Source organism: Streptomyces sp. NPDC002779, from assembly GCF_042888685.1.
Taxonomy (GTDB): Bacteria; Actinomycetota; Actinomycetes; order Streptomycetales; family Streptomycetaceae; genus Streptomyces.
On record NZ_JBIAQC010000022.1, the window covers coordinates 1 to 22,721 of the forward strand.

The 22,721-nt window shown below is 73.7% G+C and carries 13 protein-coding genes; 11 read left to right on the forward strand and 2 right to left on the reverse strand.

The annotated features are described in order from the left end of the window. Nucleotides 1-1,166 (forward strand): tyrosine-type recombinase/integrase (locus ACFYW5_RS34315; protein WP_389421058.1); only part of this gene is annotated, 1,166 nt, incomplete at its 5' end. A 1-nt stretch (nucleotide 1,167) separates the two neighbouring features. Continuing rightward, a complete protein-coding gene (locus ACFYW5_RS34320) occupies nucleotides 1,168-1,677 on the forward strand; it encodes a hypothetical protein (protein ID WP_389421059.1) in 510 nt (169 codons plus the stop codon). A 92-nt stretch (nucleotides 1,678-1,769) separates the two neighbouring features. Here ACFYW5_RS34320 and ACFYW5_RS34325 read toward each other — a convergent pair whose 3' ends face one another. Further along, the gene (locus tag ACFYW5_RS34325; protein ID WP_389421060.1) at nucleotides 1,770-2,018 is read right to left on the reverse strand and encodes a hypothetical protein; all 249 of its coding nucleotides are present in this window, start codon (nucleotides 2,016-2,018) and stop codon (nucleotides 1,770-1,772) included. Nucleotides 2,019-2,595: 577 nt separating this feature from the next. Here ACFYW5_RS34325 and ACFYW5_RS34330 point away from each other — a divergent pair. After that, the gene (locus ACFYW5_RS34330; protein ID WP_389421061.1) at nucleotides 2,596-2,829 is read left to right on the forward strand and encodes a recombinase; all 234 of its coding nucleotides are present in this window, start codon (nucleotides 2,596-2,598) and stop codon (nucleotides 2,827-2,829) included. Between the two features lie 69 nt (nucleotides 2,830-2,898). Here the strand turns inward: ACFYW5_RS34330 and ACFYW5_RS34335 are convergent, their stop codons facing one another. Further along, nucleotides 2,899-3,624, reverse strand: a complete 726-nt coding sequence (locus ACFYW5_RS34335; protein ID WP_389421062.1) for a dienelactone hydrolase family protein — start codon at nucleotides 3,622-3,624, stop codon at nucleotides 2,899-2,901. Between the two features lie 705 nt (nucleotides 3,625-4,329). On the opposite strand from ACFYW5_RS34335, the gene ACFYW5_RS34340 reads away from it, so the two are divergent. The 8 genes from ACFYW5_RS34340 (at nucleotide 4,330) to ACFYW5_RS34375 (ending at nucleotide 22,539) form a co-directional block, all read left to right on the forward strand. Next, nucleotides 4,330-4,686: a phosphopantetheine-binding protein gene (locus ACFYW5_RS34340; RefSeq protein ID WP_389421063.1), complete on the forward strand. Its 357-nt coding sequence runs from the start codon at nucleotides 4,330-4,332 to the stop codon at nucleotides 4,684-4,686. 8 nt (nucleotides 4,687-4,694) lie between these two features. Further along, nucleotides 4,695-6,146: a glycosyltransferase gene (locus ACFYW5_RS34345; protein WP_389421064.1), complete on the forward strand. Its 1,452-nt coding sequence runs from the start codon at nucleotides 4,695-4,697 to the stop codon at nucleotides 6,144-6,146. Next, the gene (locus ACFYW5_RS34350) at nucleotides 6,143-7,594 is read left to right on the forward strand and encodes a glycosyltransferase (RefSeq protein WP_389421065.1); all 1,452 of its coding nucleotides are present in this window, start codon (nucleotides 6,143-6,145) and stop codon (nucleotides 7,592-7,594) included. Before ACFYW5_RS34345 ends, ACFYW5_RS34350 begins: the two co-directional genes overlap by 4 nt. Before the next feature lie 220 nt (nucleotides 7,595-7,814). After that, a complete protein-coding gene (locus tag ACFYW5_RS34355) occupies nucleotides 7,815-9,851 on the forward strand; it encodes a dehydrogenase E1 component subunit alpha/beta (RefSeq protein ID WP_389421066.1) in 2,037 nt (678 codons plus the stop codon). Nucleotides 9,852-9,871: 20 nt separating this feature from the next. After that, nucleotides 9,872-11,173: a 2-oxo acid dehydrogenase subunit E2 gene (locus tag ACFYW5_RS34360; RefSeq protein WP_389421067.1), complete on the forward strand. Its 1,302-nt coding sequence runs from the start codon at nucleotides 9,872-9,874 to the stop codon at nucleotides 11,171-11,173. A gap of 209 nt (nucleotides 11,174-11,382) precedes the next feature. Next, nucleotides 11,383-13,191, forward strand: a complete 1,809-nt coding sequence (locus ACFYW5_RS34365; RefSeq protein ID WP_389421068.1) for a condensation domain-containing protein — start codon at nucleotides 11,383-11,385, stop codon at nucleotides 13,189-13,191. Continuing rightward, nucleotides 13,184-16,534 carry an amino acid adenylation domain-containing protein gene (locus ACFYW5_RS34370; RefSeq protein WP_389421069.1) on the forward strand — a complete coding sequence of 1,117 codons (3,351 nt, stop codon included), beginning with the start codon at nucleotides 13,184-13,186 and terminating at the stop codon, nucleotides 16,532-16,534. The genes ACFYW5_RS34365 and ACFYW5_RS34370 overlap by 8 nt, the downstream gene beginning before the upstream one ends. Continuing rightward, nucleotides 16,531-22,539 carry an amino acid adenylation domain-containing protein gene (locus ACFYW5_RS34375; protein ID WP_389421070.1) on the forward strand — a complete coding sequence of 2,003 codons (6,009 nt, stop codon included), beginning with the start codon at nucleotides 16,531-16,533 and terminating at the stop codon, nucleotides 22,537-22,539. The genes ACFYW5_RS34370 and ACFYW5_RS34375 overlap by 4 nt, the downstream gene beginning before the upstream one ends. Nucleotides 22,540-22,721: the final 182 nt, after the last annotated feature.

Genomic DNA, 22,721 nt, shown 5'->3' on the forward strand with positions numbered 1-22,721 from the left:
CCAAGCAGCAGAGTGCCGAGCAGCAGGTCTCAACGCATCAGCAACTGTCCCTTTTCATCCGTACGCGGGTGGGGACGTTCAGGTGTACGCCGACAGCTGGGCACATGACCTGGGCCGAGGAGACCTCGACCGGGCGGCGGCGGAACCTCACCTACGAGGAGGCTGAAGCCTTCTGGGCCTTCGCCGCGATCGAGGTCCTACGCCTGACCGGCATCCGCAACGAGGAGCTCCTGGAGCTGACCCACCACAGCGTCACCGAATACCGGCTCCCGAGCACCGGCGAAGTCGTGCCCCTGCTGCAGGTCGCCCCGTCCAAGACCGACAGCGAACGGCTCCTGCTGGTCAGCCCGGAACTGGCGGACGTCCTTTCCACCATCGTCCGCCGCCTGCGAGGAAGCAGCCGTGCGATCCCGCTGGTGACCTCCTACGATGTCCACGAACGGGTCTGGAACCCACCAATGCCGCTGCTGTTCCAGCGAGATATCGGCACCGAGCACCGTGCTTTCACTCCGACCGCGCTCCGCAAGCTTCTGATCAACGCGCTGGCCGCCACGGGCCTGACCGATGCCGGCGGAGAACCGCTCGTCTTCTCCCCGCACGACTTCCGCAGGATCTTCGTGACCGACGCCATCATGAATGGTCTGCCACCGCACATCGCCCAAGTGCTCTGCGGGCATCGGAGTCTTGATACGACGATGGGCTACAAGGCGATCTACCCGGCCGAGACCATCGAGGCCCACCGCGCCTTCATCGCCCGTCGCCGGGCCAGCCGACCCAGCGAAGAGTATCGGACGCCGACCGAGGAGGAATGGGACGCTTTCCTCGCACACTTCGAGAAGCGCAAGGTCTCCATCGGCACCTGCGGTCGCGCCTTTTCAACCCCTTGTGTTCATGAACACGCTTGCGTTCGTTGCTCGCTTCTCCGGCCGGACCCGGCCCAGCGCGGCCGGTTGGAGGAGATCCGCGACAACCTCGTCGCCCGCATCGCCGAGGCCGAGCGCGAAGGCTGGCTGGGCGAAATCGAGGGACTCCAGGTCAGCCTCACCGGAGCAGAGGAGAAACTTGCCCAGCTCGACCGCCGCCGCGGCAGTCACGCCGTCGTCGACCTCGGCATTCCCACCCCATCCAGAGGCGCGAAGGACTCAACAGCAAAGGGAGACTGCTGAAATGGCTTCTGCAATCTTCGGCTTCGTGGGGGTCCTACTCGGCTCCTTCATTACGTCCGTCTTGACGATCTACAAGGACAGGCTCGCCGCCAGGCACGAGATCAAGATCCGCGACGAGCAGTACGAGCGAGATCGCCAAGCCGCTCGGGATGCATTCCAAAGAGAGAGCACCCTCGCCCTGCAGACAGCGGTCTCGAACCTGTTCAAGGCCGTCTACGAAGAACTTGACCGGATGCTCATCGAGTTCCACGAATCAGGCTCGTGGCCTACCCGCGAGTGGGAGACACCAACGGCTGAAGGCTGGTCGGAGGCTCTGCTCCAACTTCAACTCTCGGCAGCTCGGGTCCATAACGAGGGTCTGCGTGAACTCGCCCAGGAAATTCAGCATGCCGCGGGTGACGCGATCTGGGCGGCCGACCTCAACACCGCGCGCCAGCACTCCGAGCGCCTAGAGCCGTTGCATGTCCGATTCAACGACACCGCTAGCAGGATCTTCGCTTCGCTCTTCTAAACCAATCCTGGCGGGGCTGACAGTGCGTGCCGACGTCGCAAGCACTCGAACCACGGTCTTGGCGGTGGTTCAGAGAAGCTTGTGTCAGATACTCACTCCTCCGACCAGATCCAGCCCAATGGGCACGGCTCGTCGACATCCGCGACAACCTTATCGCCCGCATCGCCGAAGCCGAACGCGAAGGCTGGCTCGGCGAAGTCGAAGGGCTGCGGGTCAGCCTCGGCGGCGCCGAGGACAAGATCGCCCAAGTCGATCGTCTCCGCGGCAACCACACAGCCGTCGACCTCAGCACGCCAATCTTCCAGCGAAGGGAAGTGACAGATGAATGACACTATCTTCACGAGCCGAGATTCTCGTTACAACGACTCCCAGGCAGAGTGAGGGCCAAGTGCAGCTGTTGATCGGACTCATAGGGGGTCTCATGGGATCCTTGGTCGGCGGTGTTCTTACATGGCTGACTACTCGTTGGACGCTTCGACAAGAGCTCGAGCACGGCTACGACAAGGAGCTACGAACGGAAAGACTTGCTGCCTACCGGAAACTTTGGCAACTAACCGGAGCACTGCCACGCTATCCCTGGCCCGCCAATCCGACACGGTCGGATCTTAGAGATCTCATCGAGCGATGCCATTCGTGGTATTTCGAAGTCGGAGGACTCCTTTTCTCGCAGAACACCAAGGACGCGTACTTCGAAATGATGGATGCTCTCGATAGGGCTGCGGGAAGGCAGGTTAGCGACGATGCCCAGGTCGCAGATCAAGTCTTTGAGGACCTCTTCATCGCTGGTGAGCGACTCCGCCTCCACTTGGCAGCAGACATCGGAACCAGCCTGCGGCCGAAGGTCCTTTCCCCGCAACTACGGCCAGCCGAAGCTCCCGAGTAGTTCCTGAACTGGTAGTTCAGAGAAGCCTGCATCCGGTGCCCGATGCTCCACGTCAATCCCAGATGCTCGCCCGACTTTCCGAGCTGGAAGCCGACCTTCTGCAACGAAGGACGCAGGCCGAGGAGGAAGGTGGGATCGGTGAGATCGAGGGTATCGACCTCGCCCTCACCTTCCTCCGCGCGGAGCGCGACGAGACCCGACGCAGAGCTCAGCGACCAGCCGTCCACCTCGGCATCCCCGCACGCCGCCGTCTGCAGGAATCCGAATGACGCTCCCCGGAGCGATGCCTTGAAGCAACGAGCTGTCAGACTCGCTGAACAAACCCCAGCCTGCCCAGATCACTCCGTGATGGGCAGGCACTCGGCGAGCAGGTCGACGACGTCCCGCCAAGCCCGCTGCGCGTGCTGAGGGTGGTAACCGACCCCGGGAAGCACGGTGTGGTCGACCGGTGGGTGATGGAAGGCGTGCAAGGCGCCGCCGTAGACCACGAGGCGCCAGTCGACGCCCGCAGCCTGCATCTCGGCGGTGAATGCGTCCCGTTGCGCGGGCGGCATGATCGGGTCTTCCGACCCGACCCCGGCCCACACCGGGCAGTGAATGCGCGCCGCCTCGCCTGGTCGGCCCGTGATCAGTCCGTTGACTGTCGCGATCGCGCGCAGGTCGACGCCGTCGCGCCCGAGTTCCAGCGCGACTGCGCCCCCGGTGCCGTAGCCGACGGCGGCGATCCGGTCCGGGTCGGTCCGCGGCTCGGCGCGGAGCACGTCGAGTGCCGCGTGGCCGATGCCTCGCATTCGGTCGGGATCGGCGAGCAGCGGCATGCAACGGGCCAACATCTCCTCAGGGTCGCCCAAATAGCGCCCGCCGTGGAGGTCGAAGGCCAGCGCCACGTATCCCAGTTCGGCGAGCGCATCGGCTCGGCGGCGCACGACGTCGCTGAGCCCCACCCCCTCGGGCCCGACCAGGACCGCGGGCCGGCGGCCGACACCGGCCGGGAGCGCGAGGTGCCCGATCATCGTCAGGCCGTCGGCCGCGTATTCGATCGTGCGCGTTGTAACTGTCGTCATGAGCCTGGACTGTAGTGATCGTCGAGCCCGGTCGGGCCGGTGCTCTGCTGTTGGCAGAAGGCAGGTCTTTGGCGTATTCCGGAACCACCGCATCAGCGGTTCAGCTCAGAGCATGGGTTGCAGGCCGAAGCAGGGTCGCGGCGTACGACGTCCTTTCGCATCGCGTCCGGGGGCGGAGGCGTACGCATGCCAGGCGAGTCAAAGTGGGGACGGTCGAACGTGCTCGTCCGGTGTGACCGTACGGTGTCCTGCCACCGAAGTGTCGCCAGCCGCCGGCGCAAGAAGGCCGCCTCCGGCGCCTGCCGCCCGCTGCTATGCCGCCTCCGTCGCCTGCTGGAATGCCGCCAGCCGCCCCCCGCGCCAGGGGACGTGGCGAGCGCTGCGAGCGGCCAATCGCGGTCGCCTGTGGCGCAATTCAACCTTGCGTATGCATTGACAGGTCCGTCGGGCCGCTGCTGAACTACCGTCGGGGACGGGGGGAAACAGCAGCTTTGGGCCATCGTGGGAGCGCTCCCACTCAAGGGAATGGCCCCGGGTGAGCAGTCGACTCCCCGGTCTCTCTTTCAATCTGCACGCATCGGTACGTCGCGGGCCCGGCCGGTTCCGGTGGCGGATCCCACTGTCAGTCATGTGCAAGTGCGCAAGGAGAACCACGATGGACGTCCCGTACGCCCGTGTCCGTTCCGTAGTGGGCGGAGGGGCCCGATGACGCCGACCGAGGAGTGCGTGGCGGCCCTGTGGGCCGAGGCGCTCGGCACCGCTCCCGAAGACGTCGGCACCGACTTCTTCGCGGCCGGCGGCACCTCGCTGAACCTGGTCCGGTTGCTCGCCGGGGTGCAGGACACCTGGGGTGTCGAACTGCCCCTCGATCGCCTGTTCACCGAGGGCTTCACCGTGCGCGGCGCCGCAGCCGCGGTGGACGAGCTGCTGCTGGGCGCGTTGGACGCCGACGAACTGCGCGCCCTGGAGGCCGAGTTGGACGGCATGAGCGAGGAGGAGCTCAGCGTCCTGCTGGCGGACTCCACCGGCGCCGGCGGTGGCGTCGGCGCCGAGTCGGCGTAGGTGGGCGGATGTCCCTCTTCCTGCTGGTGACGCACGGCAGCGACGGCGACGTGCTGCCCTTCGTGGCGGTGGGCGCCGCCCTCGCCGGGGCGGGCCACCGCGTGGTGCTGCTGACGCACGCGCCCTACCGGGACGCCGCCGTCGCGGCCGGTCTCGGCTTCCGGGCCATCGACGACGAGTCCGCTTTTGAGCGCACCCTGGCCGATACGCCGGGACTGCTCGGCTCCGCCCCCGGCCGCCTCGGCTGGGAGGCCTTCTACCGGCGCAACGGCATGTTCGAGCAGATCGCCCGGGAGTGCGCGATGCTGCGGGAGCTGTACCGTCCCGGCGAGACGGTGCTCGTCGGCCGTCACACCTCGGGGGTGTCGGTGCGCTTCGTCGGCGAACTGCTCGGCGCCCCGGCCGCGTGGCTGGCGCTGGCGCCGACCCAGGTGATGGCGGCGCCCGTGGCCGCCCACACCTACGGGACCGAACTGGTCGCCGGCTTCGCCGAGGTGCGGGCCGGTCTCGGGCTGCGTCCCGTCCGCGACTGGCGGCGTTGGTTCGACGCCTGCGACGCCGTGATCGGCCTGTGGCCGCGCTGGTTCGACGAGGCCGGGCCGCGCTCCCCGTACTGGGTGCGGCTGACGGGGTTCCCCCTCGCGGACACCGCGTCCCGTGCCCTCGGTGAGAGGGCCGGGGCGCAGGACGCGGCCGGGGGCGCCGACGCCCCGCCGCCCGGCTCCGTCCTCGCCACCGGGGGAACCGGCCGGATGCTGCACCCTCGCTACTACCCGGCGCTCGCCGAGGCCGCCGGGCTGACCGGTCTGCCCACCACCCTCGTGGTGCGCCACCGTGACCTGCTGCCGGACCGGCTGCCGCCCAACGTGTGCTGGCAGCCCGGGATCCGGTTCGCCGACGTGCTGCCGCAGGCTGCCGCGCTGGTCCATCACGGCGGCATCGGCACCTGTGCGCGGGCGCTGGCGGCCGGCTGCCCGCAGGTGGTGATGGCCGACGGCATCGACCGCCCGGACAACGCCGCCCGCCTGGCCCGCCGCGGTCTGGCCCGCGTAGCTCCCGCCGAGGGGTGGGGGCCCGGGGAGCTGGCGGAGGCCATCGTCGCGGCGGCGGCCGACGAGGGGTACGGCGAGCGGGCGGCCGGTGTGGCGGCCGGCGTCGGTCGTGGCGAGCGGGTGCCGGGCGCCACGGTCGGCGACGGCACGTGGGATCGCGCGTACGAGGTGCCGGTCCGCGGCGACGCAGCCGCCGTGACCGCCCGCACCCGTGATCACCGCGCGACGGACGTCCCCCTCGCGGAGGGGGGCGCCGTGGCTGCGGCCCGGCAACTGGCCGCGCTGGAAGGGCCGGTGGCGGGTGCCGTGGCCCGGCTGCGCACGCTGTCCGCACCGGACCGGGCCCGGCTGCACGCCCGGCTGCGCGCCGCCCGCGCCGCCGCGTCCCCCGACGGAGCGGCCCGGTGAAGATCCTGCTCGCCCAGAACCTCATCCACCTGCCCTCGCACGGCGGCGCGAACCGTTCCAACCGACTGCTGATGGAGGAGCTGGCCCGCCGCGGTCACACCTGTCTCGTGGTCGGTCCGCTGACCGGCGCGCTCGCCACCGGCCCGGTCACCGGCCCGGACGCTGCCGTGGCGGCGCTGCGCGAACGCGGCGTCACCGTGCTGGACGACGCTCCCGACGCCGTCGTCTACCGGTACCGGGGCGTGGAGGTGCACGCCGTGCGCTCGCCCTCCCTGCTGCCGGGCCGGATCCGCGCCGCCGCCCGTGTCCTCGGCCCCGACGTCACGCTGACGCCCAGCGACGACCCGGGCCTGATGGTGCTCGGCGCGGCCCTCGCGGCCACCCCCGACCGCGTCGTCTATCTCGTGCACACTCTGCAGCAACTGCCTTTCGGGCCGGGGGCGTTCTACCCCAGCCCGGCCGGGACGGCGCTGGTGCGCCAGGCCGCCGCGGTCGTCGCGGTCAGCCGTGCCGCCCAGCGGTACGTCGCCGAACACGCGGGCCTGGACTCGGTGTTGATCCACCCGCACGTCTACGGGCCGGGGCCCTTCCCCGACCACGGCGCCGCCGGTCCGCACGGCCGCGCGGTCACGTTGATCAACCCGTGCGGCTACAAGGGCATCACGGTGCTGCTGGGTCTGGCCGACGCACTGCCCGACGTGCCCTTCCTCGCCGTGCCGACATGGGGCACGCAGCCCGCGGACCTGGAGCAGCTGCGCCGTCGCCGCAACATCGAACTGACCGCGCCCGTCGACGACATCGACGACGTCCTGAGCCGCGCCTCAGTGCTGCTGATGCCCTCGCTGTGGGACGAGACCTTCGGCTACAGCGCGGTGGAGGCGCAGCTGCGGGGCATCCCCGTGCTGGCCTCTTCGGTCGGCGGACTGGCGGAGGCCGAGCTGGGCGTGGCCGGGACGCTGCCGGTGCGCCCGGTGACCGGTTACGCGGCACGGGCCGGCCAGGCGCGTCCGGAGCCGGTGATCCCGCCGCAGGACGTGACGCCCTGGCGGACGGCGCTGCTCGCCCTGCTGGAGGACGAGACGGCGTACCGCGCCAGGTCGGGGGCTTCCCGGCGGGCGGCGCACGCCTTCGTCGCCGGGCTCGACCCGGGCGCGCCGGAACGTTTCCTGACCGCTTTGTCCACGGCCCGGCGAGCCGCTCCGGCCGTCCCCGGAGCCGTATCGGGACCGGGGGCTGTATCCGCAGCGGGCACCGTATCGGGACCGGGGGGTGTATCCGGAGCGGGAACCGTATCGGGACCGAGTGCCGCACTACGGCCCGACCGGACCTCCGGTCTCACCGGCGACGTCGGCTCGTCGCCCGCGAGGGCGGCGGCGCTGCGCGCGCTGGCGGCCCGCCGGGCACGGACCGCGCCGCGGCCGGGGGACGGGGGAGCTCCCACCGGCTGACGGGCGGCCGTGATCTGCACGCTTCCGGCCGCTCCGCCGCGCCCTTTCCTTGCCGCGGGCAGCAGCCCACCAGACGCGACGGCGAGGGCGTCCGCCCCGTCCGTCACTGTCCGCCGCAGGACGCCGCCCTGCACCGAGCCGTCCGTCCGCGAACCGCCTATGCCGCCGTCCAGTACGCCGGCAGAACCGACACCGCACTCATCACCACATGGGGGAACCGATGACCGAGCCCGAAGACGACGATCTCGCCGCCCTGCTGCTGATCCGCCACTTCGAAGAGGCGCTGCTGCGGCTGTTCGGGGAGGGCCGGATCGCCGGCACCACGCACACCTGCCTCGGACAGGAGTACATCCCCGTCGCGCTCGCGCCGCTGCTGGGCCCCGACGACTTCGTGTTCAGCAACCACCGTGGCCACGGGCACTACCTCGCCCTCACCAAAGACGCCGAGGGACTGCTCGCCGAGGTGATGGGGCGGGCCGGCGCGGTGTGCGGCGGGGTCGGCGGCAGCCAGCACCTGTACACCGGCCGGTTCCTGTCCACGGGCGTGCAGGGCGAGAGCCTGCCCGTGGCCGTCGGCGCCGCCCTGCACCGGCAGGGTCTCGCGGCCGGTGGCCTCGCCCTGGCCTTCGTCGGCGACGGCACCTGGGGCGAGGGCGCGGTGTACGAGGCGCTCAACATGGCGGCGCTGTGGCGGCTGCCCGTCGTCGTGGTCGTGGAGCACAACGGCATCGCCCAGTCCACCCCGACCGAGGCCCAGCTGGCCGGCACGATCCGGGGGCGGGCGGAGGCGTTCGGCATCGCGTACCACCACTCGGCCACGACCGATCCGGCCGTGCTGCGCGCCGAACTGGCGCCTCTGCTGGCGGCCGTGCGGGACGGCGCGGGTCCGCTGGTGGTGGAGCTGGACACGGTGCGGCTGGGACCGCACAGCAAGGGTGACGACACCCGCCCCGTCGAGCGCGTCGCCGAGCTGCACCGCCGGGACTGGTACCGCCGGTACGCGCAGGCTTTCCCGGAGCGGTTCCGGGAGGCCGACGCGCGGCTCGCCGCCATGGTGGCACGGCTGGTGACCGAGGTCTCCGCCCGGCCGCCGTCGGACGGCCACGCCGCCGCCGTAGCGCCGCCGCCCGCGCCCGTACCCCTGCTGCGGACGACCGGCCCGGCGGACGCCGCCGGACCCGTGGCCCGTACGGCGGGACGGCCGGAGCGGATCGGCGAGCACCTCAACGACGCCCTGCACACGCTGATGGCCGCCGATCCCGCCGTGCGGCTGCTCGGCGAGGACGTCACCGATCCCTACGGCGGGGCTTTCGGCGTCACCCGGGGACTGTCCACCCGCTTCGGGGAGCGGGTGCGGTCCACGCCCCTGAGCGAGGGAGCGATCGTCGGCGCCGGGGCGGGGCTGGCGCTGGCCGGCGGCAAGGCCGTGGTCGAGATCATGTTCGGTGACTTCGTGACGCTGGCCGTCGACCAGCTCGTCAACTTCGCCGCCAAGTCGGTCACCATGTACGGCCGCCGCGTCCCGGTGCCGCTGCTGGTCCGCTGCCCGGTCGGCGGGCGCCGCGGCTACGGCCCCACCCACAGCCAGAGTCCGCAGAAGCACCTGATGGGCGTGCCCGACCTCGATCTGTACGAGCTGAGCCCGTTCCATGACGTCGCCGCGCTGCTGGCCCACGCGCTCGGCACGGGGACGCCGTCGGTGCTCTTCGAGGACAAGATCCTCTACACCGCCCGCCGTTGGACCGGGGGAGTGGTGGACGACGTCCTGGGGTTCCGCGTCACCGAGGCACCGGACGGCGGTCCGGGCGTCGCCGTGGTCGAGCCCGCCGGCTCTCCCGAGCCGGACGCGGTGCTGATCGCCCCCGGCGGCCTGGCGCACCGGGCGGTCGAGGCGGCCCGCGACTTGCTCCTGGAGGACGAGATCGGCGTACGGCTGCTGGTGCCCGCCCGGCTGTGGCCGGTCCAGGCAGACGAACTGGCGGCGCTGTGCGGGGCCGCCCCGGCCGTGTTCGTGCTGGAGGACTGTACGCCCGGCGCGGGCTGGGGCGCCGAAGTGGCCCACGGACTGCACACCCGTCTGTGGCACACACTGCGCGGGCCCGTGGAGCTGCGGTGCGCGGCGGACCGGGTGATCCCGGCCGCGCCGCATCTGGAGGACGAGGTGTTCCTGAGCGCCGGGGACATCCGGCGCGCCGTCGTGCGCCGGGTGACCGGTACGGCGGCGGGAGCCGGTGCACGACTGGAGGCGCACGTATGACCGGGGCCGCGGAAGTCCGCATGCCGAAGCTCAACAGCAACGACGCCGTTCATCTGCTGGTGGCGTGGGCCGTCGCGGACGGCGGCAAGGCCGTGGCCGGGGAGCCGCTGCTGGAGGTGGAGACCTCCAAGGCGCTGGAGGAGGTGGCCGCGCCGGCGGACGGACTGCTCGAACAGGTGGCGGAGCCGGGCCGGGAGTACCCGCCAGGCGCGCTCCTCGCCCGCCTGCACGCGGACGAGGAGGCGCTCGCCGCCGCCCGTGGCCGTACGGCCGCCGGTCCGGAGCCGGTCCGTGCCGCTGGTCCGGAGCCGGTCCGTGCCGCCGGTCCGGAGCCGGTCCGTGCCGCCGCCGGCGTCACTGCGGCGGCGCCCGGCCTGGTCGTCACCCAGCCCGCGCGGGCCCTGCTGGCCGAACTGGGTATCCCTGAGTCGCGGGCACGGGAGCTGGGCGTGCCCGTCGTCCGCCGGGCCGACGTGGAGCGCCTCGCGGCGGAGACCGGCCACCCCGGTGCGGACCTTGAAACGTCGACAACAGCCGCCCAAGCAGCGGTAATTGACGAGGCGTCATCCCGTGTGTCCGCCCCCGCCGCCGTGGTAACCGACGCGGTCCCGGCCGCCGACCCGCCCGGAACCGTCGTCACCCCCCTCACCCGAGTGCAGCGGGCCGTGGCCGCCACCGTCACCGTCTCTCACCGGACGGTGCCTGCCGCGTTCACCGTCGTGGAGGCGGACCTCACCGACGCGCTCGCCGCCGGACGGGAGTTGAGCGCCGCCGTCGGCTCCCTCGTCGGACCGGCCGAGCTCACGCTCGCCGCCCTGGCCGTACGGCGTGCGCACGACCCCGCCTGCTTCGCCTCGCTCACCCCCGACGGCGCCGCCACCCGCCTGCTCCCCGGCGCCCACATCGGCGTCACCTTCGACGTCGGCACGGGACTGTACGTGCCCGTCGTACGGGACGCCGACCGGGCCGGGCTAGGCGAGATCTCCCGCACGCTGATGACGTTCCGCATGGCGGCAGTGCGCGGCGCCTTCCGCGAGAGCGACCTGAACGGAGCCAACATCACCCTCACCCTGCACACCGAACCCGGCGTGGTCTTCGCCGTGCCGGTGGTCTTCCCCGGGCAGGCCTGCGCACTGTCGCTCGCGGCGCCGCGAGCCGTGGCGGTCCCGGACGGCGCCGGAGGCTTCCGCGAGCGCAGCCTCGTGCAGCTCGGTGCCGCCTACGACCACCGCCTGGTCAACGGCCGGGACGTGACGGCACTGCTCACCGGAGTGCGCGACCTGCTCCAGGACCCGGCACGGCTGGCGGAGGCGACGGAATGAGCGACCAGGACACCGCCGTACCCGGGACCGGGACCGCCATCGGGGCCGCGCCCGGCAGTGGAACCGCGCCCGGCACTGGAACCGCGCCCGGCATTGGAACCGCACCCGGCACTGGAACCGCACCCGGCACTGAAACGGCACTGGGCACTGGAACCACGCCCGCCGACACAACCCGCACCGCCCCCGGCACCCCACCCGACCGCCGTGAGATGGCCCTCCGCCTCCTCGCCGCGCGCCGGCGCACCACCGCCCCCGGCGGTTCCACGGGGCTGCCGCGGGCGCCGAGGGACGGCCGTCCGCTGGTGTGCTCGGCCGAGCAGCGGCGGATCTGGCTGGCCGAACTCGTCGCCGGACCGGGCGCGGTCCCGCCGGTGACCGCCGGGCTGGCGCTGGACGGGCCGCTCGACCCGGACCGGCTCACCGCGGCGCTCGCCGCCGTCCTGGGCCGCCACCCGGTGCTGCGCGCCCGGTTCGCCGCCCGCACCGGCCCGGACGGCCGGCCGGACGCCGAGCCGTGGCAGACCCTGCCCGCAGATCCGCCCACCGCGGCCGAGACGGCCACCCTGGTCGAGACGCTGGACCTGACGCCGTTCCCGGAACCCGAGCGGGAGGACATCGCCCGCGGCATGGCCGTATCTGCAGCCGGACAGCCCTTCGACCCGACCACGGGCCGGCTGGTGCGGCTGACCGTCCTGCGCCTGGCGGGGGACCGGCACCGGCTCCTGCTGGCCTGCCACCACCTCGTCGCCGACGGCGCCTCCGTCGCGGTCCTGCTGGACGGGCTCGCCACCGCCTACCGGGCCGGGCCGCACACCGTGCCGCCCGGCCCGGAGATTCCCGACTACGCGGACTACGCCCAGTGGTCCAGGGACCGGCTGGAACGGGTGCTGCCCGACCGGCTCGCCTACTGGCGTCACCAGCTCGCCGGCGCCCCGCCGCGCCTGTTGCCGGACCTCGCGCCCCCCGCCCGTCCGGTTCGGGCGGGCGGACGCAGCACCGCCACGGCCGTCGCCCGGGTGGACGCCGCCACGCTGGAGGCGCTGCGCGGGGCCGGCGGGGGAGTGCCGCTGACCGCGCACACCGCCCTGCTGACCGGCTACCTGATGCTGCTGGCGCGTGCCGCCCGCACCGCCGAGGCGACCGTCGGCGTGGTCTCCGGAGGCCGCCCGCACCCGGAACTCGCCACCACCGTCGGCTGTTTCACCGACCTGCTGCCGTTGCGGGTCAAGCTGCACGGCGACCCCGACTTCCGCACCCTGGCGCACCGCGTCCGCGACGCGCTCGCCGCCGCGCTGACGCACGCGGCGCCCTTCGACCGGATCGTCTCCGCGGTCGCACCGCGCCGCGCTCGGGGCGTGCACCCGCTGTTCCAGGCGCTGTTCGTGGAACGGGAGGAGGGCGCCCGCGCGACCACGGGCGCGGCCGGAAGCGGCTGGGGCCCCGGACTGGCCTCCCGCCCGTGGGGCCAGGAGGTCGACGGCACCGCGTACGACCTCACCCTGGCCGCGACCACCGGCCCGGGCGGCGCCGAACTGGTGCTGACCTACCCGCGCGACCGGTTCGCCCCCGGGGCCGCTGGCGCTTTCACGGCCGAACTGGCCGATTTGCTAAGCCTGTTGGCGGAGGATCCGGATGCTCCCGTGAGCCGGCTGCGCACCCCGGAGGCGTGGCGGCCCGCCCCGGCCCCCGACGACGCCCGGCCCGAGCACCGGCCGACTCCCAGCTCGGACACCGCCGCCGTGGACGCCGCCGACGCGTTGCCGCAGGCCCCCGCGGCCGGGTCGGTCACCGACGCGGTGTGCGCGCTGTGGGCCGAGGTGCTGGGCCGCCCCGGGATCGGCCCGGACGACGACCTGTTCGCGCTCGGCGGCGACTCCCTCGCCGTCGTACGGATCGCGGCCCGGACCGAGGACCGCTTCGGCGTGCCGGTGCCCGCCGGCCTGTTCTTCGAGACTCCCACCCCGGCCGCGTTCAGCGCGGCCCTCGCCCGGCTCGTCGAGGAGCACCACCATGGCTGACCGCGAGTACCCGCTGACCCCGGTACAGGAGCGGATGTGGTTCCTGCACCGGCTCGACCCCGACGACACCTCGGAGAACCTGACCACCGTCCGCCTGCTGCGCGGGCCCCTGGACGCGAGCGCGCTGCAGCGCGCCCTCGCCGCCGCGGCGGACCGTCACGAGCCGCTGCGCGCCTGCGTCACCGACACGGACGGAACACCCGTGCAGCGCGTCACCGCGACCGGCCCCGTCCTGGTCCGGCACGACCTGCGCGGCACGCCCGAGGCCCGCCGGGAGGCCGTACGGCGTGCGGAACTGCGCGGCGCCGAGCCCTACCGGCTGGAGCGCGCACCGCTGGTCCGCGCCGAGCTGTACCAGGTGGCCGACGACGAGCACGTGTTGCTGCTCGGCGCCCACCATCTGGTCTCCGACGGCTGGTCCATCCAGCTGCTGCTGCGCGAACTGGCCGACTGCTACGCCGCGTTCGCCGCCGGAGGCGAGCCGCGGCTGCGCCCGCTCACGGCCGGCTACGGCGATCACGTCATGTGGCGGCGTTCCCGGCTGGCCGGTCCCGAGGCGGACCGCGCCCTCGCCCACTGGACGGCCGAACTGGCCGAGCCGCCCGGCCCGGGACTGCCCCCTGGCTCACCCGTCCTGCCCGGCACCGCGGAGGTCGGCGCGCAGCGGCTGTACGGCGGAACGGAGCCCGGACCGTGCGCCCCGGCCCGCGCACGGGTGGACGCCGCGACCGCGGACGCCGTCGCCGCACTGGCGGGGCGGCACGGGTGCACGCCCTTCATGGCGTGGCTGGCCCTGTTCCAGGTCCTCGTCGGACGGCACACCGGGCAGGAGGACGTCGTCGTCGGCACGGCCTTCGCGGGTCGAGAGCGCGCCGAGGACGAGGAACTGGTCGGCTGCTTCACCGCCGTACTGCCGCTGCGCGCCGACCTCGGCGGCGAGGTGACGTTCGCCGGGCTGCTGTCGCGCACCCGGCGCACGGTCACCGGCGCGCTCACCCATCCGCACGTGCCGTACGAGAAGCTGCTCGGCACTCTCGGGACCGCGCGCGGGGCCGGTCAGCCGCGGCTGTTCCGCTCCTGGTTCAACCTGCACACCGAGAGCGCGGCGCCCGGAAACGGCGACGGCGGCGAGGAGTTCGGGGCGGGGACCGGGCTGCGCATCGAGCCGCTGCGCACCGACCCGCCGCCGACGCCGTTCGACCTGTCCCTGGACGCCTGGCCCGCACCGGACGGCATCGACCTGGTCCTCATGCACGACCCCGCGCTGCTCGCGCCCGAGGCCGCCCAGGCGCTCCTGGACCGGCTGCCGCTGCTGGCCCGTGCCGCGGTCGCCGACCCGGACACGCCCGTGGACCGGCTGCCGCTGCTCGCCCCGGACGAGACCGGCGCCCTGCTGCGCGGACCGGACGCCCCCGGGACGGCCGCCGGGGAGACCGTGGTGACGTGGCTGCTGCGTCAGGCCGCCGCCACACCCGACGCGCCCGCCCTGGAGGACGAGGCGGCGGGCCTGGTGCTCGGCTACGGCGACCTGCTCGCCGCCGCCGACCGGGTCGCCCGGCTGCTGCGCGCGGCCGGCGCGCTACCGGGCACTCCGGTCGGCCTGGCCGGCGCCCGGTCGGCCGAGACCGTGACCGGACTGCTGGGGATCCTGCTGGCGGGCTGCGCTTATCTGCCGCTGGACCCCGGCCTGCCCGAGGCCCGGCTGGCCGCCATGCTGCGACAGACCGGCGCGACGGCGGTACTGGCGGGCGCGGGGAGCCGTACGGTCCCGGGCGGCCCGCCCACGGTGGAGCTGCCCTCCCTCACCGCGGCCCCGGACCGGACGGCCGACCATGCCGGGGACCGGGCGGCCGAGCCCGCCGGGAACCGGGCTGCCGACCCCGCCCCGGAGCAACTCGCCACCTCCGCGCCCGGCGACCCCGCCCCCGCGCCCACCGACCCCGCCTACGTGCTGTACACCTCCGGCTCCACCGGCGAGCCCAAGGCGGTCGTGGTGCCGCACCGGGCGCTGGCCGTGCGGGTCGGCTGGATGCGCGAGGCCTACCGGCTGGGGCCGGGGGAGCGCGTGCTCCAGTTCGCCTCGCTCGGTTTCGACACCCATGTCGAGGAGATCTTCCCGGCGCTGTGCTCCGGCGCGACCGTCGTCCTACTGCCTGTGCCGTCCGCCGAACTGCCGGACTGGCTGGCCGGACCCGCGGGCGACCGCATCACCGTCCTCGACCTGCCCACCGCCTACTGGCAGGAACTCGTCGCGGCCGGCGACCGCATCGCCTGGCCCTCCGCGCTCCGGGCGGTCGTGCTCGGCGGCGACCAGGTGCACTCCCGGGCGGTCGCCGCCTGGCGGGAGCGCTTCGGTGACCGCGTCGAACTGTGGAACACCTACGGCCCCACCGAGGCCGCCGTCATCGCCACCGCCGCCCGCCTCGGCCCCGACGACGCCCTGGTACGGCCCGGCATCGGCCGACCGATCACCGCGACCGGCGCCTATGTACTCGACCCGGCCCGCAGACCGGTGCCCCCCGGCGTACCCGGCGAACTGTGGCTGTCCGGCGACGGGCTGGCCGACGGATACGCCGGCAGCCCTGAGCTGACGGCCCGTCGGTTCACCGAGGACCCGTTCGGCCCGCCCGGCGCCCGCATGTACCGCACCGGCGACCTGGCCCGCCAACGACCCGACGGCGCACTGGAGTTCCTCGGCCGCACGGACCGTCAGCTCAAGGTGCGCGGGCACCGGGTGGAACCCGCCGAGGTGGAGGCCGCCCTGCTCGGCCACCCGGCGGTCGCCGAGGCGGTCGCCGGACTGCACGACGTCGCGGGTCGGCAGAGCCTCGTCGCCTGGGTCGTGCCGCGGCCCGGCGCCGAACCGGAATCGGCGCAGCTCCTGAACCACCTGCGCGGCCTGCTGCCCGGCCACCTCGTGCCCAGTGCCGTCGTGGTACTCGCCCGGATGCCGCTGACCTCGCGCGGCAAGATCAACCGCGCCGCGCTGCCCGCGCCCGGTTCCGCTGCCGCCCCCGCCGCCGGGCGCACCGGTTCCGGTACCGCGCCGCGCACCGAGGCCGAACAACTGGTGGCCGAGGTGTGGGAGGAGGTGCTCGCGGTCCATGGGATCGGCGCCGACGACGACTTCTTCGCCCTCGGCGGGCACTCCCTGCTGGCCCTGCGGGCCGTGGCCCGGCTGCGTGCCGCCCTCGGCGTCGACGTCCCGGTGCGCACCCTGTTCACCGCGCCCACCGTCGCGCAGACCGCCGTGGCCGTGGAGGACCTGCTGCTCGCGGACATCGCGGCGCTGAGCGACGCCGAGGTCGAAGAGATGATCAAGGAAGGGGATCCGGCCGTATGAGCATCGTCGACGACAGGCCGCAGCCGGAGGACCGCCACGACGCCCGCGGTACGTCCGCCGCCCGCGCGGAACTGCTGGCCCGCAGACTGAGCCGGGCCCGTACCGCCGCCCCGGTGCTCACCGTGCCCCGGCGTCCCGAGGGCACCGAACCGCCGCTGTCCTTCGCTCAGGAACGCCTGTGGTTCATGGACCGCTTCGTCCCGGACACCACCGCCTACACCGTGCCGCAGGCGGTTCGGCTGCGCGGGCCGCTGGACCCGGAGCGGCTGGAGCGCGCGCTGCGCCGGGTGGTGGCCCGCCATGAGAGCCTGCGGATGCGTTTCCCGTCCGACGCCGACGGCCGCCCCCGCGTCGAGGTCACCGCGGACGGCGGCGTCCGCCTGAACGTGCGCACCACACCCCCGGAGGCCGACCCCGCCCGGCGCGAGGCCCTTCTCGCCCGCTGGATCGACGAGGAGATCTCCCGCCCCTTCGACCTGGCCACCGGCCCCGTGCTGCACGCCGCGCTGCTGCGCGCCGCACCGAGCGAGCACGTGCTCGTCCTCGTGCACCACCACATCGTCTCCGACGGCTGGTCCAGCGAACTGTTTCTGCGTGAACTCCTCGCCGCCTGCGCCGACGACGCCCCCGAACCGCAGGCCGACCCCGAACCGACTGTGCGCTACGGCGACTTCGCCGCCTGGCAGCGGGAGCGCTACCGGGGCGAGGTGCGGCAGGCGGACCTGGACCACTGGCGCGCCCGGCTGGCCGGAGTACGACCGCTGGACCTGCCCGCCGACCTGCCCCGCCCCGCCGAGCCCACCTTCCGCGGTGCCGGGCGGGGCATCGCCCTCGACGCCGACCTCTCCCGCGCGGTGCTCGACCTGGGGGCCGCGCACGGCGCCACCCCGTACATGACCCTGCTCGCCGCCTACCAGGCGCTGCTGGGCCGCTGGTCAGGCCAGGACGACTTCGCCGTCGGATCCACCGTCGCCGGCCGTACCCTGCCCGAACTGGAGCCGCTGGTCGGCCTGTTCGCCAACGTCCTGGCCCTGCGGGCCGATCTGTCCGCAGACCCCGACTTCGTCACCCTGCTCGGCCGGGTCAGAGACGGCTTCCTCGCCGACCTGGCCCACCAGGAGATGCCGTTCGAACAGCTCGTGGGCGAGCTGGCGCTGCCCCGCGACCCCAGCCGCACCCCTGTCTTCCAGACCGCCTTCACGCTGCTCAACTACGAGCGCGCCGAGCACGGCCGCGGAGAGCACGGCGGCGGAGACCACGACCGGACCGAGCACGACCGGTCCGAGCACGGCCGGACCGCCGGGGCAGGCGCGGACGTGCCCGAACTCGAGGTGGACCACCAGCCGTTCGAGATTCGCGCCACCCGCTTCGACCTGGAGCTGTATCTGCGCCAGACCCCCGACGGGCTGCACGGCTTCTTCACCTACAGCACCGACCTGTTCTCGCCCGCCACCGCCGCCCGCCTGCCGGTGTTGTTCGAGCGGCTGCTGCGGCAGGTGGTCCGCCACCCCGACGTGCCGCTGTCCCGCCTCGACCTGCTGGACGAGGCGGAGCGCGAGACCGTGCTGCGCACCTGGAACGACGTCCCGCAGGAGGTGCCGGGCCCGCACACCCTGCACGGCCGCTTCGAGGAGCGCGCCGCCCGCACCCCCGGCCAGGTGTGCCTGGTCGTCGACGGCCCCGCCGGACCGGACGGCCGGCCCCGCACCGAGGAGCTGACGTACCGCGAACTCGACCGCCGCGCCACCGCGTTGGCCGGCCGGCTGCGCGGCGCGGGCGTCGGACCCGGCACCGTCGTCGCCGTGTGCGCGGAGCGCTCCGCCGCCCTCGTCGCCGCGCTGCTCGGCGTGCTCAAGGCGGGCGGCGCCTATCTGCCGCTGGACCCCGACAACCCGGCCGAACGGCTGGCCGGCCTGCTCGCCGACGCGGCGCCCCCGGTGCTGCTCGCGGCCGACGCCGTCCATGGCCGGCTGCCGCAGCCGCCCGAGGGCACCCGTGTCCTGTCCCTGGACGACCCCGAACTGTGGCGCCCGGACCCCGCCGCCCCGCCCGCGCCGCACATCGCTCCCGACAACCCCGCCTACGTCATCTTCACCTCCGGGTCCACCGGCCGCCCCAAGGGAGTGATCTGCACCCACCGCGGTATCGACAACCGGCTCGACTGGATGCAGCGCGCCCACCCGCTGCACGCCGACGACGCCGTGCTCCAGAAGACGCCGACCGGCTTCGACGTCTCGGTGTGGGAACTGTTCTGGCCGCTGCGCGAGGGCGCCCGGCTGGTCATGGCCCGTCCCGGCGGCCACCGCGACGGCGGCTACCTGCGCGACGCCGTACGCCGGCACGCCGTCACCACCGTCCACTTCGTGCCGTCCATGCTGGCTGTCTTCCTCGCCGAGGACGGCGTCGAGCAATGCACCACGCTGCGCCGGGTGATCTGCAGCGGCGAGGAACTGCCCGCCGACCTCGCCCGCCGCTTCCTCGACCGCTTCCGCGACTGCGAACTGCACAACCTCTACGGCCCCACCGAGGCCTCCGTGGACTGCACCGCCTGGCCCTGCGCCCGCGAGTCGCTCGCCGGCGCCCACCGCGTGCCCATCGGACGCCCCGTGCAGAACATGCGCACCTACGTCCTCGACCGCAACCGCCGGCCCGTGCCCGTCGGCATGCCTGGCGAGCTGTACATCGCCGGCCCCGGCGTGGCCCTCGGCTACCTCAACCGGCCCGGCCTCACCGCGCAGCGCTTCGTCCCCGACCCGTGGGGCGAGCCCGGCGCCCGCATGTACGCCAGCGGCGACCTCGCCCGGCACCGGCCGGACGGCGCCCTGGAATACCTCGGCCGCACCGACGACCAGGTCAAGCTGCACGGACTGCGCATCGAACCCGGCGAGATCGAGGCCGCCCTGCGCGCCCTGCCCGGCGTCGGCGCGGCGGCGGTGGTGGTGCGTGAGGACCGCCCCGGCGACCGGCGCCTGGTCGCCTACCTGGTGCCCGAAGCACCCGCTGACCCGGCCAAAGCACCTGGCGACCCGGCCAAAGCACCCGGCGACCCGGCCAAAGTACCCGCCGACCCGGCCGAGGCACCCGGCGCCCCGGCCGAAGCGCCCAGCAGCCCCCCGGAACGAGGCCTGTCGGACGACGTCCTTGAGGCCGGTCCGGACGGCATGGCCGCCGACCCGGGCGCGCTGCGCCAGTCGCTGCGCCGCACCCTGCCCGACTCCATGCTGCCTTCCGCCTACGTCGTCCTGGACGCCCTGCCCATCGGTCCCAACGGCAAGCTCGACCGGCGGGCGCTGCCCGCGCCGGTGCGGGGCGCCGGGGGCGGCGGCGGGGCGCCGGCCACCGACGCCGAACGCGCCGTCGCCGAGGTGTGGGCCCGCATCCTCGACGTCCCCCTGCCGGAGCGCGACGACGACTTCTTCGCCCTCGGCGGGCACTCCCTGCTGGCCATCCGGATCATCGCCGCGCTGCGCAGGGCCCTGCCCGAGGCGGCCGGGGTCACCCTGATGGACCTCTTCCGGCAACCCACGGTCCGCGGCCTGGCCGCGCACCTCACCACCCCGGAGGCCGAGCGCGGCCCCGCCCGGGTCCTGCACGAACTGACGCCCACCCCGCCGCCGGGCCGCACACCGGAGCTGACCGTGGTGGCGGTGCCGTACGGCGGCGGCAGCGCCGTCGTCTACCGGCCGCTCGCCGAGGCGCTGCCGCCCGGCCACGCCCTGTTTGCCCTGGCGGGCACCGGTGAGGAGATGGGACTCCAGGGCCGCCGCACCGCCCTTCCGGACCTGGTGGACGCGGCCGTCGCCGAGATCCTGGAACGCGTGCACGGCCCGCTCGTCCTCTACGGCCACTGCGGGGTCGGCGGCGCCCTGGTGATCGCCCTCGCCCTCGCCCTGGAGGCGGCCGGCCGGCCGGTGGAGGCCGTCTACGCCGGAGGCATCTTCCCCTTCGCCCGGCCCCGCGGGCCCGTGGTGCGGATGCTCGACAGGCTGGAACGATTCGGCAGCGACCGCCGCTACCAGGACTGGCTGATCTCGATCGGCCTGAGCATGGACGACGTCGAACCGGCGCAGGCCCGCCGCATGGTGCGCGACATGCGCGCCGACAACCGGGACGCCGAGGAATACTTCACCGCGCTGCTCCAGGACCGGGTGGAACCGCTGTCGGCGCCGGTGATCTCGGTGGTCGGCGAGCGCGACGACATCACCCTGTACCACGAGGAGAGGTTCCGGGAGTGGCACTTCGTCACCAACGCCAGCGCCCTCGTGGTGCTGGACGAGGCGGGGCACTACTTCCTGAGCTACCGCGCGCCCGAACTGGCGGACATCATCACCAGCGTCCACCCGGCTCTGACCGCGCCGACGGACGCGGGCCCGCAGCAGGCGGAGTCCGGCACACCGCGGCCGACCGCCCCTGCCGCATCGCGGCCGGGGGCGCGGACGTGGCGACTGGCGGACGTGTCACACGGCGAGGTGCCGCTGCCCGGCGGCGGGCCCGATGAAGAGGAGGGCTCCGATCCCGTCGAGCGGACCCCGTCGCCGTCCCGCGGCCCCCGCCGGCGACGGGACCGCCGTCCGCCCGAACCCGCGATGCCCCGCTTCCTCGCCGTCGCCGCCGGGCAGCTCGTCTCCATGGCCGGCACCTCCATGACCGAGTTCGCGCTGCCGCTGTGGGTGTTCATCGGCAGCGGTTCGCTGCTCCAGCTCGGGCTGCTGTCCTCCCTGGCGCTGGTGCCGGGCCTGCTCGTGGCGCCGCTGGCCGGGGCCGTGGCCGACCGGTTCAGCCGACGACGCGTCATGATCGCCGCGGATGTCGCCGCTCTGCTGATCCAGGGCCTGATGCTGACGCTGCTGCTGGCCGGGGCGCTCACCGACGCCGCCCTGTACCCACTGATGACCCTGCTGTCCGTGGCCCTGACCTTCCAGCGCATCTCCTGGGCCTCGGCCGTCCCGCAGCTCGCGCCCAAGCAGTACCTCGGCCACGCCAACGGCCTGGTGCAGGCCGGCGCCGGTGCGGTCCAGTTCGCCGTTCCCCTGCTCGCCACCGCCGTACTGGCGACCGTGGGACTGCGCGGCATCCTCATCATCGACGTGTGCAGTTACGCCGTCGCCATCGCCGTCACCGCCTCCTTGCGGTTCCCGGCCCGGCTGGGCTGGCGGCGCCGCGAGAGCGTCGGCGAGGAGATCCGGGCCGGCTTCCGGCTGGCGATGAGCACGCCCGGCTTCCGGGCCATGCTGCTGTTCTTCGCCGTGACGAACCTGCTGCTGGGGCCGCTGCTCATCCTCTTCCAGCCGCTGGTCCTCGGCTTCACGGACCTGGGCGACGTGGCCCGGGTATCGCTCGCGGGCGGGGTGGGCATCGCCGCGGGCGGCGCCCTGATGGCGGTCTGGGGCGGGCCGAAGCAGCGCAGGATGACCGGCGTCCTGCTGGCGTTCCTCGTCCTGGCCGCCTGCTGCGCGGTCACCGGACTGCGCCCGTCACTGCCGCTGGTGGCCGCGGGGGTGTTCGGGATCTTCGCCGGGCTGACGGTGATGAACGCGATCTACGCCACGATCATCCAGGTCAAGGTGCCCGCCCGCTTCCACGGCCGGATCTTCGCGGTCAACACGGTGTTCGCCTGGTGCACCATGCCGGTGGGTTTCCTGCTGCTCGGTCCCGGCACCGCCGCGCTGCTCGAGCCCGCCATGGAGGCGGACGGGACGCTGGCGGGCACCGCCGGCCGGATCCTGGGCACGGGGGAGGGCCGCGGGCTGGGCCTGATGTACGTGCTGTTCGGTCTGGCGCTCGTGCTCGTGGTCCTGTGCGCCCGGCGGATTCCGGCGCTGGCCCGTTTCGACGCCGAGGTGCCGGACGCCCGGCCGGACGACCTGGTCGGCCTCCAGTCCCTGCGCGCCCGCCGGTTGCCGGACCCGTCGCCGGACGGACCCTCGGCAACGGACGGATCTGCGGCCACGGACGGACGCGACGCGCAACCGGTCAGCGCGTCGGCGCCGCACACGGGAGGCTGACGGACGGCGGCGAAGGAGCGGACCGGCGGCGAGGGGAGCGGACTCCGTGACGGGTTCCGCGCCCTCGCCGCCGGGGCTGCGGTCCGGAGCAGTGGACGGTGGCTTGAACCATGGCCGGATTGCTGCCGGTTGGTGCGAATTGGTCCAGACTCCTTTCACGGGTGGCGCGTGCATGCCATTGT

Coding starts and splice junctions, on each gene's coding strand:
- ACFYW5_RS34320 (WP_389421059.1), top strand. CDS start 1,168: ATGGCTTCTGCAATCTTCGGCTTCGTGGGGGTCCTACTCGGCTCCTTC.
- ACFYW5_RS34335 (WP_389421062.1), bottom strand. CDS start 3,624: ATGACGACAGTTACAACGCGCACGATCGAATACGCGGCCGACGGCCTG.
- ACFYW5_RS34340 (WP_389421063.1), top strand. CDS start 4,330: ATGACGCCGACCGAGGAGTGCGTGGCGGCCCTGTGGGCCGAGGCGCTC.
- ACFYW5_RS34345 (WP_389421064.1), top strand. CDS start 4,695: ATGTCCCTCTTCCTGCTGGTGACGCACGGCAGCGACGGCGACGTGCTG.
- ACFYW5_RS34355 (WP_389421066.1), top strand. CDS start 7,815: ATGACCGAGCCCGAAGACGACGATCTCGCCGCCCTGCTGCTGATCCGC.
- ACFYW5_RS34360 (WP_389421067.1), top strand. CDS start 9,872: ATGCCGAAGCTCAACAGCAACGACGCCGTTCATCTGCTGGTGGCGTGG.
- ACFYW5_RS34365 (WP_389421068.1), top strand. CDS start 11,383: ATGGCCCTCCGCCTCCTCGCCGCGCGCCGGCGCACCACCGCCCCCGGC.
- ACFYW5_RS34370 (WP_389421069.1), top strand. CDS start 13,184: ATGGCTGACCGCGAGTACCCGCTGACCCCGGTACAGGAGCGGATGTGG.
- ACFYW5_RS34375 (WP_389421070.1), top strand. CDS start 16,531: ATGAGCATCGTCGACGACAGGCCGCAGCCGGAGGACCGCCACGACGCC.